Annotated in this window: 13 protein-coding genes; 4 read left to right on the plus strand and 9 right to left on the minus strand. The window is 60.4% G+C overall.

Annotation, left to right across the window (positions count from 1 at the left end):
- Positions 1-114: 114 nt before the first annotated feature.
- The 3 genes from GHO42_RS01600 to GHO42_RS01610 form a co-directional block, all read right to left on the minus strand.
- On the minus strand, positions 115-2463 hold the full coding sequence (locus GHO42_RS01600) for an FdhF/YdeP family oxidoreductase (RefSeq protein ID WP_095031419.1): 2349 nt from the start codon (positions 2461-2463) through the stop codon (positions 115-117).
- Positions 2460-3299, minus strand: coding sequence for a formate dehydrogenase accessory sulfurtransferase FdhD (gene fdhD, locus GHO42_RS01605; protein ID WP_095020114.1), 840 nt, complete (start codon positions 3297-3299; stop codon positions 2460-2462). Before fdhD ends, GHO42_RS01600 begins: the two co-directional genes overlap by 4 nt.
- Before the next feature lie 94 nt (positions 3300-3393).
- Positions 3394-4281 carry a LysR family transcriptional regulator gene (locus GHO42_RS01610; RefSeq protein ID WP_095000735.1) on the minus strand — a complete coding sequence of 296 codons (888 nt, stop codon included), beginning with the start codon at positions 4279-4281 and terminating at the stop codon, positions 3394-3396.
- Positions 4282-4384: 103 nt separating this feature from the next.
- Between GHO42_RS01610 and lysM the strand changes: the two genes are divergently transcribed.
- Positions 4385-4825 carry a peptidoglycan-binding protein LysM gene (gene lysM / locus GHO42_RS01615; protein WP_095000736.1) on the plus strand — a complete coding sequence of 147 codons (441 nt, stop codon included), beginning with the start codon at positions 4385-4387 and terminating at the stop codon, positions 4823-4825.
- Between the two features lie 76 nt (positions 4826-4901).
- On the opposite strand, the gene yrfG is transcribed toward lysM, so the two are convergent.
- Positions 4902-5564, minus strand: a complete 663-nt coding sequence (gene yrfG, locus GHO42_RS01620; protein ID WP_095000737.1) for a GMP/IMP nucleotidase — start codon at positions 5562-5564, stop codon at positions 4902-4904.
- An 87-nt stretch (positions 5565-5651) separates the two neighbouring features.
- Between yrfG and nudE the strand changes: the two genes are divergently transcribed.
- Together nudE and cysQ are read left to right on the plus strand one after the other, a co-directional pair.
- A complete protein-coding gene (nudE, locus tag GHO42_RS01625) occupies positions 5652-6218 on the plus strand; it encodes an ADP compounds hydrolase NudE (protein WP_095000738.1) in 567 nt (188 codons plus the stop codon).
- Complete coding sequence (gene cysQ, locus GHO42_RS01630) at positions 6215-7042, plus strand: 3'(2'),5'-bisphosphate nucleotidase CysQ (protein WP_095000739.1); 828 nt, start codon at positions 6215-6217, stop codon at positions 7040-7042. Before nudE ends, cysQ begins: the two co-directional genes overlap by 4 nt.
- A 104-nt stretch (positions 7043-7146) precedes the next feature.
- Here the strand turns inward: cysQ and GHO42_RS01635 are convergent, their stop codons facing one another.
- The 5 genes from GHO42_RS01635 to rfbB form a co-directional block, all read right to left on the minus strand.
- Entirely contained in the window at positions 7147-7602 is a 456-nt protein-coding gene (locus tag GHO42_RS01635) for a thioesterase domain-containing protein (RefSeq protein ID WP_095020115.1), read from the minus strand.
- Positions 7603-7614: 12 nt separating this feature from the next.
- Positions 7615-9006: a sigma-54 dependent transcriptional regulator gene (locus tag GHO42_RS01640; protein WP_095000741.1), complete on the minus strand. Its 1392-nt coding sequence runs from the start codon at positions 9004-9006 to the stop codon at positions 7615-7617.
- A complete protein-coding gene (locus GHO42_RS01645; protein ID WP_095017781.1) occupies positions 9003-10817 on the minus strand; it encodes a cache domain-containing protein in 1815 nt (604 codons plus the stop codon). Before GHO42_RS01645 ends, GHO42_RS01640 begins: the two co-directional genes overlap by 4 nt.
- 146 nt (positions 10818-10963) lie before the next feature.
- Entirely contained in the window at positions 10964-11836 is an 873-nt protein-coding gene (rfbD, locus tag GHO42_RS01650; RefSeq protein ID WP_153327188.1) for a dTDP-4-dehydrorhamnose reductase, read from the minus strand.
- 17 nt (positions 11837-11853) lie between these two features.
- Positions 11854-12936, minus strand: a complete 1083-nt coding sequence (gene rfbB, locus GHO42_RS01655) for a dTDP-glucose 4,6-dehydratase (RefSeq protein ID WP_095000743.1) — start codon at positions 12934-12936, stop codon at positions 11854-11856.
- Positions 12937-13220: 284 nt separating this feature from the next.
- Between rfbB and aguA the strand changes: the two genes are divergently transcribed.
- Complete coding sequence (gene aguA / locus GHO42_RS01660) at positions 13221-14327, plus strand: agmatine deiminase (protein ID WP_130872325.1); 1107 nt, start codon at positions 13221-13223, stop codon at positions 14325-14327.
- The last annotated feature ends 57 nt before the right edge of the window (positions 14328-14384 follow it).

A 14384-nucleotide genomic window follows, 5' to 3' on the forward strand; every position in this document is an offset into this window, starting at 1 on the left:
TGCTTGAATGTGGGAGCGGGCTTGCCCGCGATTCAGGCACCGCGGGATGACGGTCAAACCGCGGAGATGCCATCGCGGGCAAGCCCGCTCCCACCACAAACGAACAAAAAGTGCTCAGCTGGCCTTAGCCATGATCAGCGTTGACGGGCTGGCTGCCTCCAGGCAAATCGCCACGAACTTGGACGTAGGCGTATGGCTGCCATCGCCCGTGCTTTCCAGAGGCACCAGCGGGTTGACCTCCGGGTAGTACGCCGCAGCTTGCCCGGCAGGAATATCAAACGCCAGCAGGGTGAAATTTTTCACCCTGCGCTCGTGCCGGTCATCCCAGATCGAAACGATATCGACCTTCTGCCCCGGCTTGAAGCCCAGGCGGATGATGTCGGCTTCGTTGACGAACAGCACATCACGCTGGCCCTTGACCCCGCGATAGCGGTCATCGAGGCCATAGATAGTGGTGTTGTACTGATCGTGAGAGCGCATGGACTGCAAGATCAGGTCGGGCAGCCGGCCTGTGGCGCGGGTGCGGGCATCTACCAGGTCTTGAGGCAGTGCGTTGGGGCGGAAGTTGGCGCGCCCGGACGGCGTGTTCCACTGTCGCGCACCGGCCGAGTTGCCCAAATAGAAGCCGCCCGGGTGTTCGATGCGCGTGTTGAAGTCCTTGAAACCGGGAATGGTGTCGGCAATCAAGTCGCGAATGCGTCGGTAGTCAGCGACGACCCAGTTCCAGTCAATCGGGTGGGTGCCCAGTGTGGCCGCAGCAATGCCGGCAATGATTGCGGGCTCCGAGCGCATCTGCCTGGACAGTGGCTGCAACTGGCCATTGGAGGCGTGGACCATGCTGAACGAGTCTTCCACGGTCACCGCTTGCGGGCCTTCTGCCTGAATGTCGATATCGGTACGGCCCAGGCATGGCAGGATCAGCGCTTGTTTGCCGTGCATCAGGTGGCTGCGGTTGAGCTTGGTGCTGATCTGTACAGTCAGGGCGCAATTGCGCAGGGCCTGTGCGGTGCGCGGGCTGTCTGGAGTGGCCTGGGCGAAGTTGCCGCCCAGGCCGATAAACACCTTGGCTCGGCCTTCAAGCATGGCGTGGATGGCTTCAACCACGTTGTGGCCGTTTTCACGGGGCACCTTGAACTGGAAGCGACGCTCCAACGAATCGAGGAAGGCCACCGGCGGACGTTCGTTGATGCCCATCGTGCGGTCGCCCTGTACGTTGCTGTGGCCGCGTACCGGGCACAGGCCGGCGCCGGGGCGGCCGATATTGCCGCGCAACAGCATCAGGTTGGCGATTTCCTGGATGGTCTGCACCGAATGACGATGCTGGGTGATGCCCATCGCCCAGCACATGATTACGTTCTTGCCCTTGAGGTACATGCGTGCGGCGCGTTCGATATCAACAAGGGTCAGGCCCGATTGCTCCACGATATGGTCCCACGAGGTGTCGTCGAGGCTGGAGATGTAATCGAGAATGCCCGCAGTGTGCTCATTCAAAAATGCATGATCGAACACGGCCGGTTCGCCTGCGGCCTGGGCATCGCGCTCCCACTGCAGGAGGAACTTGGCCATGCCGCGCAACAGCGCCATGTCGCCGCCCAGTGCCGGGCGCAGGTAGGCCGTGTTGGTCGGACGGTCGCCGTTGGTGAGCATTTCCAACGGATGCTGCGGGTGCTGGAAACGTTCCAGCCCGCGCTCCTTGAGCGGGTTGACGCACACTACCTGGGCGCCGCGCTTGACCGCCTCGCGCAGTGGTTCGAGCATGCGCGGGTGGTTGGTGCCGGGGTTTTGCCCCAATACAAAAATCGCATCCGCGTGCTCGAAATCATCAAAGGTCACGGTGCCTTTACCCACGCCGATGCTTTGCGCCAGGGCCACGCCGCTGGCCTCGTGGCACATGTTCGAGCAATCCGGGAAGTTGTTGGTGCCAAACGCGCGCACAAACAGTTGGTACAAATACGCCGCTTCGTTGCTGGCCCGGCCCGAGGTGTAGAACTCGGCTTCGTTGGGGCTGGCCAGGTTGAGCAAGTGCCTGGCGATCAAGGCGAAGGCGGCATCCCAGCTGATGGGGACGTAGCGGTCGGTTTCCGGGTCATAGCTCATGGGCTCGGTCAGGCGGCCCTGATATTCGAGCCAGTAATCACTTTGCTCCAGCAGCGCGCTGACGCTGTGCTTGGCGAAAAACGCCGCATCGACCCGGCGCTTGGTAGCTTCCCAGTTCACTGCCTTGGCGCCGTTCTCGCAAAACTTGACCAGGCCGCTTTCCGGCGAATCACCCCAGGCGCAGCCCGGGCAGTCGAAGCCGCCGTTCTGGTTGGTTTTGAGCATCATGCGCAGGTTTTTCAGTGCGTTGTCGCTGGTCAACCAGGCTTGCGCCACACTGATCAGCGCGCCCCAGCCACCGGCCGGGCCTTTGTAGGGCTTGTAGCGGGGAGTTGGGGTTTTGTCGGCTTGATGGTGTGTGCTCACGGTTGTTTCTCCTGCGCGGGGCTGTAGACCCTGGGCGCGCTTTTTTGTGGCAGATGAATAAGGTTGAGGTTGTGCCGCCGCGCCCATTGCAGCGCCAGGCCCGTGGGCGAGGACAGGCTGATCAGGGTCTGGATGCCGGCGCGCAGCACTTTTTGAATCAGTTCCAGGCTGCAACGGCTGGTGACGATTGCTGTGCCACCCGTCAGATCGATTTGCTGGCGTACCAGAGCACCGATCAATTTATCGAGGGCGTTGTGCCGGCCTATGTCTTCACGACCCAGCAGCAGCTGGCCCTGGCCGTCCATATAGACTGCAGCGTGTACGGCGCCGCAGTGCTGGCCCAAGGGTTGAAAGTCGCTGATGCGCTGGCGCAGGCCTTCCAGCCACTGCGCCGGTGGCAAAGGCGCGCCGGGCAATACCTGGAGATCGGGCAAGGCCTGTTCCACCGCTTCCACCCCACACAGCCCGCACCCACTGGTGCCGGCCAGTTGGCGGCGTTGCTGCTTGAGGTTCCAGAACGCCCGGCTGGCGATTTCGACCTGAGCGTATTGGGCAGACCCTGCACCGGTCAGTTTGAGGTCGTAGATTTCGCTGGCGTCTTGAATGATGCCGCTGCCCAGGCTGAAGCCGACGATAAAGTCCTCAAGGTCAGTGGGTGTGACCAGCATCACGGCCTGACTGATGCCGTTATAGGCAATCGCCAGGGCGACCTCTTCGGCCAGTGCAGTTTGCGCACCACCACTGTGGTCCAGGTTGACGTAGTCATAGCTCTGGCTGGCAGCAGGCGCGGGCGTGACAGAAGCAGGCGCCGCGCACAGAGGGCGCTTGGCGTTCATAAGGCAGTACCGACAATCAATTGAGCTCTAAGCCTAGGCGCGACACAGTGTCGCGTCTAATCGCTAGTGCTGATCTATTGATAGATGGCGTCGATCAAGAAGAGCTTGGTGATTTCTGATAAAGCGCGAAACAGGCTTCGGCCAGCGCTGAGCGCGGTGCCTCACGACGCATGATCAAACCCAGGCGGGCCAAGGTGCGTGCATCTTCTATGGGGTGCAGGCGCAGGTGGTCGGTCAGGGCTTCCAGCCCGCCCTCAAGGGGCATCACCGCGCAACAAAGCCCGCCGTGGACAGCTTGTAACAGTTGATGAACGGCATCGGTTTGCAACAGGGGTTGTGGCGTAAGGCCCCGGCTGTGGAAGTTGTGGTCGATGGACTGGCGAAAGTGCATGCCGCTGCTGAGCAGGCCCAGCGGCAAGCTGGTCAGCGCCTCCCAGCTAAGCGGCTGGTCACCGAAGTTGAAATACCGCTGGTCGTATAGCAGGCCCATGCGGGTTTCGCCCAGGGCCAGGGAGTCAAAACGTTCCTGGTCAAGGCGTTCAAGATAAGAGACACCCACGTCCAGCCGGTTGCTGGCCAGTTGCTCAAGGATTTGTTCCGAGCTCAGTGCTGACAATTCGAAGCGCAGATCGGGATGTTCCTGATGCAGACGCTGCAACAGCGGCAGGGGGTCAAAACTCGACAGCGGCACCACGCCCAGGCGCAGAGTACCGATCAGGTTACCGCGACAGGCAGCAGCTTCGGCCTGCAAACCGTCGTAGGCGGCCAACACGGTACGGGCCCAGGCCAGCACCCGCTCGCCAGGTGCGGTAAAGCTTTCGAAGCGCTGTCCGCGATTGACCAGTTGCAAGTCCAGTTCCTGTTCAAGGCTGCGCAAACGCATGGACAGGGTGGGCTGCGTGATATGGCAACGCGCGGCGGCCTGACCGAAATGTCGGGTTTCGTCGAGGGCAATGAGGAATTTCAGCTGTTTGATGTCCATCGTCGCTCCGGGTGCAATTCAGCGGGCGATTCTAGCGCGCTTGCACATGGCGTAGATGGTCTACGCTCTTGAGTCTGGATCTTCCAACCTAGGAGCGTGATGTATGAGTATTTTCAGCTTTGTGAAAGAAGCCGGCGAAAAATTGATCGACCTGCTGACACCGGGCAACGCCAATGCGGGCGAGGAGCTCAAGAAGCACGTACAGGAAGTGGGCTTGGGCAATCCGAACATCACCGCTACCGTGGAAGGCGACAAAGTGACAGTCAGCGGTGAAGTGGCCACCCAGGAAGAGAAAGAAAAAATCATCCTGGCGGCGGGTAATATCGCAGGCGTGGCCAGTGTTGAAGACAAGATCACCGTGACCGGCCCGGCTGTTGTGGCTTCGCGTTTTGTCGTGGTGAAAAAGGGCGACACCCTGAGCGCAATTTCGCTGCAGGTGTACGGCAACGCCAATCTGTACAACAAGATTTTCGAAGCCAACAAACCGTTGCTCAAGGACCCGAACAAAATCTATCCGGGCCAGACGCTGCGTATTCCCGAGTAAACCGTTTTACCCTGTGGGAGCGAGCCTGCTCGCGAATGCACTTCGCGAGCAGGCTCGCTCCCACGGGTTCAGAGATTCACAGCCCTTCCAGCAACTCGCGATAGTCCCCCAGCGCAGCAAATTCTGCAGTGTCTTTCGGGCCTTTTTGGCTGTCGGGCTGTTTCACTGCCAGCAAGTGAGCCACCCCAAAATCACGGGCACTGCGCAAAATTGGCAGGGTATCGTCGATAAACAGGCTGCGGGCTGGGTCAAAACCGATATCTGCTTGCAGGGCATCCCAGAACGCCGGGCTTTCCTTGGGATAACCGTAGTCGTGGGAACTGATAAGTCGCTCGAAATACGGGGCCAGCTCAATGCGCTCCATTTTCAACGACAGCGAATCACGGTGCGCGTTGGTGATCATGATCACCCGCTTGCCAGCTTTGTTGATGGCTGCCAGAAAAGTATCGGCATCGGGGCGCAAGGCAATCAGATGAGCGGTTTCGAGTTTGAGTTCGCGCACCGGGATCTTCAGCTCGCGGCTCCAGAAATCCAGGCAGTACCATTTCAACTGGCCCGCGTTGCCTTCAAATAGCGGCGTCAGTTCCAGATCCGCCATCGCCCGGCTGATGCCATGCAGCTCGGCATAGCGTTGGGGCAGGTGCTCCAGCCAGAAATGGTTGTCGTAGTGCAGGTCGAGCAGCGTGCCGTCCATGTCGAGCAGCACGGTATCAATGTCGCGCCAAGGTAAAACGGTCATGCAAAACTTCTCCCACAGGTAAAAATTTCCGACACAGACAATCGGAAAAGCCGGGGTATAGTACCCCGTTCATATTGAGGAGCCGCTATGCGCCAAAAACCCACCGTACTTGCCCGTGAAATTGTTGCCAGTAGCCGATTGTTTCGGGTTGAAGAAGTGCAACTGCGCTTCTCCAATGGAGTAGAGCGCACTTACGAACGGTTGGTGGGGCGCGGCAACGGTTATGGCGCAGTGATGATTGTGGCCATGATCGATGCTGAGCACGCGATTCTGGTTGAAGAATATTGCGGCGGCACTGATGAATACGAAGTTTCGCTGCCCAAGGGCCTGATCGAGCCGGGCGAAGATGTGTTGGCTGCGGCTGAACGAGAGCTCAAGGAGGAGGCCGGTTTCGGTGCTCGCCAGCTCGAGCATTTGACCGAGCTGTCCCTGTCCCCCGGCTATATGAGTCAAAAAATTCAGGTGGTCCTGGCTACCGATCTTTACGAAGAGCATCTGGAAGGCGACGAACCTGAGCCGATGCGCGTTGATCGGGTCAACCTGCGTGAGCTGTCGAGCCTGGTGCTTAACCCGCAATTCAGCGAAGGTCGTGCCCTGGCCGCGCTGTATCTGGCCCGCGATCTGCTGACCCAGCGTGGAGCATTCCAGCCGTGAGTGTCTTGCCCCATCCTTTGCTTGAAGGCGTGATCAAACTGGCCCATGCCGCTGGCGACGCGATTTTGCCGTTCTGGCGAGCGGGCGTTGAAGTCAGTGCCAAGGCCGATGATTCGCCAGTCACGGCCGCTGATCTGGCCGCCCATCACATCCTGCTTGATGGCCTCACCGCGCTGGCCCCGAGTATTCCGGTACTGTCGGAGGAAGACGCCAATATCGCGCAAGACGTGCGCGCGGGTTGGACGCGCTGGTGGTTGGTTGACCCGCTGGATGGCACCAAGGAATTCATTTGCGGCAGTGAAGAGTTCACCGTCAACATTGCGTTGATCGAGCAGGGTCGTGTGGTGTTTGGCGTGGTATCCATGCCCACCAGCGGTCGTTGCTACTACGGCGGCGCGGGCCTGGGGGCCTGGCGGGCGGAGGGCGATGAACCTGTGCCCATCAGCGTGCGAAACACACCGCCTGCGGGTGAGGCGTTGACCGTAGTCGCCAGCCGCCGCCATTCCAGTCCTGAGCAGGAGCACTTGCTGGCCGGGCTGAGTGAGCATCTGGGCGAATTGAAGTTGGTCAGCGTGGGCAGTTCCTTGAAGTTCTGTTTGCTGGCTGAAGGAGCGGCTGATTGTTATCCACGCCTGGCGCCGACTTCGCAGTGGGACACGGCGGCGGCTCAGGGTGTGCTGGAAGGGGCTGGTGGTGTGGTGCTGCAACTGGATGGTGAACCGTTCAGTTATCCGGCCCGTGAGTCGCTGCTCAATCAGTCGTTTCTGGCGTTGCCGGCGCAGGCGCCTTGGCGCGAAAAATTGCTGGATCTGGCGCAACGCTAATCCAACCCTGTGGGAGCGGGCTTGCTCGCGATGCAAGCGCTGCGGTCTTTCAGCCAGACCGCGCTGCGGCCATCGCGAGCAAGCCCGTTCCCACAAAAATCGAGTTAGCGGTGTAACACGTACTGCCCGCTAAACCTCACCGCATCTTCCCCGCCCTGAACATTGACTACCCGCGTTTCCAGGGTCAGCCGCGCGCGGCCGTAGCGTTTGTACATGGCCAAAAACCTGTTCCATTGCGCATCATCTGGCGCATCACATACCGCAATGGCGTCCTCGGTCACGGGCAGCGGGTAGCTGATATGACCTTCCTGAATCACGATATGCCCGTCTTCGATTCCCGCTTCGCGCAGGCTCAAATGCAGCCAGCCCCAGCCCGCCAGCACTGCGCCGCAGTACAGGCTGCCGCCGAACATGGTGCTCTTGTGATTGATATTGGCTTCAAGCGGCAACTGCAGACGCAACTGCCGGTCTTGCCAGCCCAGTACCTTGAGACCCATTTCCCGGGTCAGCGGGATGTCGTGATGAAGAACTGACTCCAGATAACGACTGTCGCGGTTCATGCTGCGGCCTCTTTAATCAAGTTCATCTGGGTGTGGATGGCTGGCGCTGTCGAAGTTCAGCCCGTGCTTGCGCAGCTTGTCGTGCAGGGTCTTGCGCGGCACACCCAGTGCTTCGGCCAGGCTGCGCATGGAGCTGTGGGTGCGTTCAAGCTCGGCGGCGATCAGGCTTTTCTCGAAGTGCTCGACCTGCTCGCTCAAGCCGCCAGCTACTTCATTGCCCGCTGCTGGCTGGCCTTCAGCGGAGTTATCCAGAGCCAATTCAAGGCCCAGGGCAAAGCGCTCGGCGACGTTTTGCAGCTCGCGCACGTTGCCAGGCCAGGTGTGGCGCAACAATAAAGCCCGCTGCGCCGGTTGCAGCACGTTGGGCGTCAGGTCATGGCGCACGCTGGCTTCGCCGGCAAAATAATCGAACAACATCAGCACATCTTCACCCCGCTCACGCAGGGGGGCGATGCGCAAGGGCGCTACGTTGAGGCGGTAATACAGGTCGGCGCGGAAGCGGCCCTGATCGGCGGCCTGGCGCAGGTCTTCCTTGGTGGCGGCGATCACCCGGATATCCAGCGGGATCAGCTGGTTCCCACCCAGGCGCTCGACCACGCGCTCTTGCAGTAAACGCAGCAATTTGACCTGCACGTCCAGGCTCATGCTCTCGATTTCGTCGAGGAACAGGGTGCCGCCATTGGCGAACTCGAACTTGCCAATGCGCCGCTTCTGCGCGCCGGTAAAGGCCCCCGGCTCATGCCCGAACAGTTCGCTTTCAACCACGGATTCAGCCAGGGCCCCGGCATTGATCGCCACAAACGGGCCGTTACGCCGCGCCGATAAATCATGCAGCGCCCGTGCAACCACTTCTTTGCCCGAGCCGGTCTCGCCGAGGATCAGCACATCGGCCTTGGTGGCGGCCAGAGCGCCGATTTGCTCGCGCAAGCGCAACATGGCCGGTGATACCCCCACCAGCCGCGAGCTCAGCAACTGGCGATCGCTCAGAGCCAGGCGCAGGCTGCGGTTGTCCATAACCAGAGCGCGCAAGGCCAGAGCACGACGCACGCTGTCGAGCAGGGCGTCACTGGCAAAGGGCTTTTCGAGAAAGTCATAGGCACCTGCACGCATGGCCTGCACCGCCAGCGGCACATCGCCGTGACCGGTAATCAGCAGCACCGGCAGTTCCGGGTCCTGGCCATGCAGTTGCGCCAGCAGCTCAAGACCGTCCATGCCCGGCATGCGGATATCGCTGACTACCACACCCGGCCAGTCCCGGCCGATACGCTCGGCCAGGCCGTTGGCTTCGGCCAGTGGCAGCACCTTGAGCCCGGCCAGGTCCAGGGTCTGATACAAAGCCTGGCGCAGATGCGGGTCATCATCGATCAGGATGACCTGAACGTGCGGATCGATGGGCTGGCTCATGACCTGGAGTCCTCTGAAGCTTGCAAGCTCACACCTGGCGCACCTGCGCGCAGGCGTAAGGTAATTAATGCGCCGCCTTCTTTGTGGTTGGCGAACAACAATTCGCCACCAAAGGCGCGGATCAGTGTGTCGCAAATGGCCAGCCCCAGGCCCAGCCCCTGAGTACGGGTCTTGGTGGTATAGAAAGGCTCACCGGCGCGGCCCAGCGCTTCCATGCAAAAACCCGGGCCGTTGTCGCGAATGTACACAGTGACGCCTTCCGGCGTGGATTGGGCACTTAGCCACAAGCGCCGGGGCGGGCCTTTTTCGGTCAAGGCATCGAGGGCGTTGGCCAGCAGGTTACCCAGTACCTGACGCAGGCGTGTTTCACCGGCTTCAACCCAGAGCGTGGCGGCGGGCAAGTCACGGATCAGTTCGACTTCCATGCTGCGTCGACGCTTGGCCAGCAACGCCAGGGCATCGTCCAGCGCCGGTTGCAGGGCGACGCTTTCCGGTGCGTGGCGATCGCGGCGGGCGAAGGCGCGCAGGTGGGCAATGATGGAGGACATGCGGCCGGTCAGTTCGTTGATCAGCTTGAGGTTGCCGCGGGCATCGTCGATACGTTGGTGGTCGAGCAACACTTCGGCGTTTTCGGCATAACTGCGGATAGCCGCCAGCGGCTGGTTGAGTTCGTGGCTGATGCTGGCCGACATGGTGCCCAGCGCCGACAGCTTGCCTGCCTGCACCAGATCGTCCTGGGCGCGCACCAGTTCCTGTTGCGCATGTTCGCGCTCCAGTACCTCTTCACGCAGACGCCGGTTTAGCCCTTCAAGGTCGCTGGTGCGCTCTGCCACACGCATTTCCAGCTCGCGGCGGGCCTTGGCTTCAAATGCAATGCGATCCAGGTAATGACGCCGGCGCTGCATCATCAAACCGATCAACAGCATGACCACCAGCAAGGTGGCGCCGCCGATGGCCAGCACGGTGCGCACCGAGCGGTCGATCAATGTGCGAGGGGCAAGAATGTTCGCCTGCCAGCCGGTTTCGTCGATGGTTTGTGTCTGTACCAGCCAGGCACTGGGGTCGAGCGCCAGGGGCTTGGGGTCACTGGTGGGGTAGGGGAGAATGGCGAAAATGGCCTGACGTTCTTCCTCAGACAGATCACGGGTGGACCTGAAGCGCCATTCAGGGCGCGAAGTGAGAATGACCACACCATTGCTGTCGGTCAGCAACAGTTGTTCCGGTGTTTTGCCCCAGAGTCGCTCGGTGTGGTCGAGGTCGACCTTGACCACCAGTACGCCAAGCTTTTGGTTGTCTACCTCAACCGGTGCGGCAAAGTAGTAGCCGCGTTTTCCGGAGGTCGTGCCCTGGCCGAAAAAGCGCCCGAGCTTGCCTTGCATCGCTTCGCTGAAATAGGGGCGGAAGGCAAAGTTACGTCCGATAAAACTATCGCTTTTATTCCAGTTCGACGTCGCAATAGTGTCACCATGAGCATCCACCAGGTACATGACTTCAGCGCCGGTCTGGCTGGTGATTTCACTGAGCAACTGATTGGCTTTACTCAGGGCTTGCGGGCTTTCCGGGTCAGCCAGCAGCTCGCGCAGGTCAGGCAACTGGCCCAGAATCTGCGGCAGCACCTCATAGCGATGCAGCGTGCCCAGCAGGTTGGCCACGTACAGGTCGAGCGTCTGGCGGTTTTGCCCGGCCAGTTCGCTGCGGTAATAGCGCTCGGCCAGGTGTTGCAGCGGCCACAGCAAAGGCGCCAGGCACAGCGCCAATAAGGCCAGGCTACGCCAGCGGGGTCTGCGAGGAACTGAGGAAGAGGTGATCATCGTTGAGCTGCGCTGCAAGAATACATCGCAGTATACCCAACGAACCCTGTGGGAGCGGGCTTGCTCGCGATGCAAACGGCGCGGTTTGTCAGGCAGACCGCAGTGATGTCATCGCGAGCAAGCCCGCTCCCACAAGGGGATTGGCGTTAGCGTGGTTGCTCGGCCACGCAATCGCTCAGCGCGGCGGTCCATTCGGGTTGGGTGACTTGCCATTCGCGGGCCAGCTTGCTGCAATCCAGGCGCGAGTTTTGCGGCCGTGCTGCGGGTGTCGGGTAGGCGCTGGCAGGAATGGGTTCCAGCGTCGCGCAGGCCTTGCCCTGGGCGCTCAGGTGCGCGGCGATGGCCTGGGTAAAGCCAAACCACGAAGTTTCACCCTGAGCAGTCAGGTGGTAGGTGCCCCATGCCCCGGTTTCACCGGCTTGCCAGCGCTCGATCAATGCCCGCGTGCTTCGGGCTATGGTGCCGGCCCAGGTCGGTGCGCCAATCTGGTCAGCCACTACGCGTAATTCCGGGCGTTCTTGCAGCAAGCGCTGCATGGTCAGCAGGAAGTTTTTACCATGGGTCGAGTACACCCAACTGGTGCGCAGGATCAAGTGTCGGGCACCGCTCGCCGCGATGGCCAGTTCTCCCGCCAGCTTGCTTTTGCCGTATACGCCGAGCGGGTTGGTGGCGTCGTCTTCGGTGTAGGGCGCAGGTTTGCTGCCATCAAACACGTAGTCGGTGGAGTAGTGAATCAAGGGGATGCCCAGGGCCGCCGCTTCTTCAGCAAACACACCCGGTGCGGTGGCGTTGATGGCAAAGGCCAGTTCCGGCTCGCTTTCAGCCTGATCCACGGCAGTGTGAGCTGCGGCAATGATGATCAAGTCCGGCTTGTGCGCCCGCACCTGGGCACGGATTTGCTCGGGCTGGCTCAGATCGAGTACATCGCGGCCCAGCACAATCAGGTTGCCCAGACCGGCAAGGTACTTTTGCAACTCAACGGCAACCTGGCCGGTTTTGCCGCTGATAAGGATGTTCAACGGCGTTTTAAGGTCAGTCACGCGATCAGGTCCCTGGGCTCGGTGAAGCCCAGGCGCTGGCCCTGATAGCTGCCGTCTTGCACGCGCTGGCACCACTCCAGATGGTCCAGGTACCACTGCACGGTTTTGCGCAGGCCGGTTGCGAAAGTTTCTTCGGGCACCCAGCCCAGCTCGCGTTCAATTTTGCCGGCGTCGATCGCGTAGCGCTGGTCGTGGCCCGGGCGGTCCTGGACGAAGGTGATCAGGTCGGCAAACTGCGCGACGCCCGCCGGACGCTCGGGCGCCAGTTCTTCGAGCAGGGCGCAGATGCTGCGCACCACGTCGATGTTCTTTTGCTCGTTATGCCCGCCGATGTTGTAGGTCTCGCCTACGACACCTTCGGTCACGACTTTCAGCAGGGCGCGGGCGTGATCCTCGACGAACAGCCAGTCACGCACTTGCAGGCCATTGCCATACACCGGCAGCGGCTTGCCGGCGAGGGCGTTGAGGATCACCAGCGGGATCAGTTTTTCCGGGAAGTGGAACGGCCCGTAGTTGTTCGAGCAGTTGGTCAGCAACACCGGCAAACCGTAGGTACGGTTCCAGGCGCGGACCAGATGGTCGGACGCCGCCTTGCTGGCCGAGTACGGCGAGCTTGGCGCGTAGGGGGTAGTCTCGGTGAACAGATCGTCGACGCCGTGCAGGTCGCCATACACTTCGTCGGTGGAAATATGGTGGAAGCGAAATGCGCTTTTTTCCGGCTCAGGCAAGGTCAACCAGTAAGCGCGGGTGGCTTCCAGCAGGCTGTAGGTACCGACGATATTGGTCTGGATAAAGTCCGACGGGCCATCGATGGAGCGGTCAACGTGTGACTCGGCCGCCAGGTGCATGATCGCCTGCGGCTGGAAACGCGCAATGATCGCGCTGACCGCTGCCTGATCGACGATATCGGCCTGCACGAATTCGTAGCGGGTATCGGTGGCAATGCTTTGCAGCGATTCCAGGTTACCGGCGTAGGTCAGCTTGTCGAGGTTGAGCACTTCATGCCCGGTATTTTTGATCAGATGACGGATCAACGCTGAACCAATAAAACCGGCGCCGCCGGTGACTAAAATGCGCATGTGGTGATTCCTTATTCCCTGAAGGCACTTAAACGTATGAGGTATAGCTTGTGGGGATGCGGCGGGGGGTGCAAGTGGGAGCTGTCGGGAAAATAGCGGTAGGGATAAAAATGCAGATTAATATCTGTTTATTCACGGTTTAAATACGCGTTGAAACTTATAAAGTGTTTTTGTTGTCGATATTTATCGGCTATAAGTGTGCTCGCCGTTGACGCAAAGCTGAGCTGCGTCCACTGTCCTGTTTGTTTCGCACTCAAAACCCAAGACGTTTTCCAGGAGTCCAGATGACCACTTTGCACAGTTCGCCGCGCGCTGACGGCTTTTACATGCCTGCCGAATGGGCTGCGCAGACCCAGACGTGGATGATCTGGCCTGAACGTCCGGACAACTGGCGCCTGGGCGGCAAGCCGGCCCAGGCGGCGCACGCGGCTGTGGCCAAGGCCATTGCGCGTTTTGAACCGGTGACCGTCGGGGTGTCGGCAGCCCAGTACGAAAACGCCCGCGCTCAGCTCGATGTGCCGAATATTCGTGTGGTCGAAATATCCAGCGACGATGCCTGGGTACGCGACAGCGGTCCGACCTTCGTGATCAACCGCAGTGGCGAAGTGCGCGGCGTAAACTGGGATTTCAACGCTTGGGGCGGCTTCGACGGTGGTTTGTACTTCCCGTGGAACCGTGACCAGCAAGTGGGCAGCAAGGTACTGGAAATCGAACGTTGCCCGCGTTACTACACCGAAGGTTTTGTGCTTGAAGGCGGCTCAATCCACGTCGATGGTGAAGGCACGCTGATCACCACGGCCGAATGCCTGATGAACCGCAACCGCAACCCGCATCTGTCACGCGAAGAAATCGAAGACGTGCTGCGCTCGCATCTGGCTGTGGACAAGATCATCTGGCTGCCGGACGGCCTGTTCAACGACGAAACCGACGGCCATGTGGATAACTTCTGCTGCTACGTTGCTCCGGGTGAGGTATTGCTGGCCTGGACTGACGACGAGCGTGACCCTAACTACGTGCGCTGCCATGCGGCGATGAAGGTGTTGGCGACCAGCACTGACGCCAAGGGGCGGCCGTTTGTGGTGCACAAAATGCCGATCCCGGGGCCGATGTATGCGACCCAGGAAGAGTGTGACGGTGTTGATAAAGTGGCTGGCAGCCAGGACCGTAATCCGACTGAGCGTCTGGCCGGTTCCTATGTGAACTTTCTGATCGTCAACGGTGGCATCATCGCACCGAGCTTTAATGACCCTATGGATGCAGAGGCCAAGGCCATCTTGCAAAAGATCTTTCCACAGCACGAAGTGGTGATGGTGCCGGGTCGTGAGTTGCTGCTGGGTGGTGGCAATATCCATTGCCTGACCCAGCAGCAGCCTGCGCCGTACAAAATCTGAGGGATGTGGGAGCGGGCTTGCCCGCGATAAATGCGCTGCGGTCTGTCTGACATACCG

Source organism: Pseudomonas sp. FSL R10-0056, assembly GCF_009600105.1.
GTDB lineage: Bacteria > Pseudomonadota > Gammaproteobacteria > Pseudomonadales > Pseudomonadaceae > Aquipseudomonas > Aquipseudomonas bubulae.

Coding starts and splice junctions, on each gene's coding strand:
- fdhD (WP_095020114.1), bottom strand. CDS start 3,299: ATGAACGCCAAGCGCCCTCTGTGCGCGGCGCCTGCTTCTGTCACGCCC.
- GHO42_RS01610 (WP_095000735.1), bottom strand. CDS start 4,281: ATGGACATCAAACAGCTGAAATTCCTCATTGCCCTCGACGAAACCCGA.
- lysM (WP_095000736.1), top strand. CDS start 4,385: ATGAGTATTTTCAGCTTTGTGAAAGAAGCCGGCGAAAAATTGATCGAC.
- yrfG (WP_095000737.1), bottom strand. CDS start 5,564: ATGACCGTTTTACCTTGGCGCGACATTGATACCGTGCTGCTCGACATG.
- nudE (WP_095000738.1), top strand. CDS start 5,652: ATGCGCCAAAAACCCACCGTACTTGCCCGTGAAATTGTTGCCAGTAGC.
- GHO42_RS01635 (WP_095020115.1), bottom strand. CDS start 7,602: ATGAACCGCGACAGTCGTTATCTGGAGTCAGTTCTTCATCACGACATC.
- GHO42_RS01640 (WP_095000741.1), bottom strand. CDS start 9,006: ATGAGCCAGCCCATCGATCCGCACGTTCAGGTCATCCTGATCGATGAT.
- GHO42_RS01645 (WP_095017781.1), bottom strand. CDS start 10,817: ATGATCACCTCTTCCTCAGTTCCTCGCAGACCCCGCTGGCGTAGCCTG.
- rfbB (WP_095000743.1), bottom strand. CDS start 12,936: ATGCGCATTTTAGTCACCGGCGGCGCCGGTTTTATTGGTTCAGCGTTG.
- aguA (WP_130872325.1), top strand. CDS start 13,221: ATGACCACTTTGCACAGTTCGCCGCGCGCTGACGGCTTTTACATGCCT.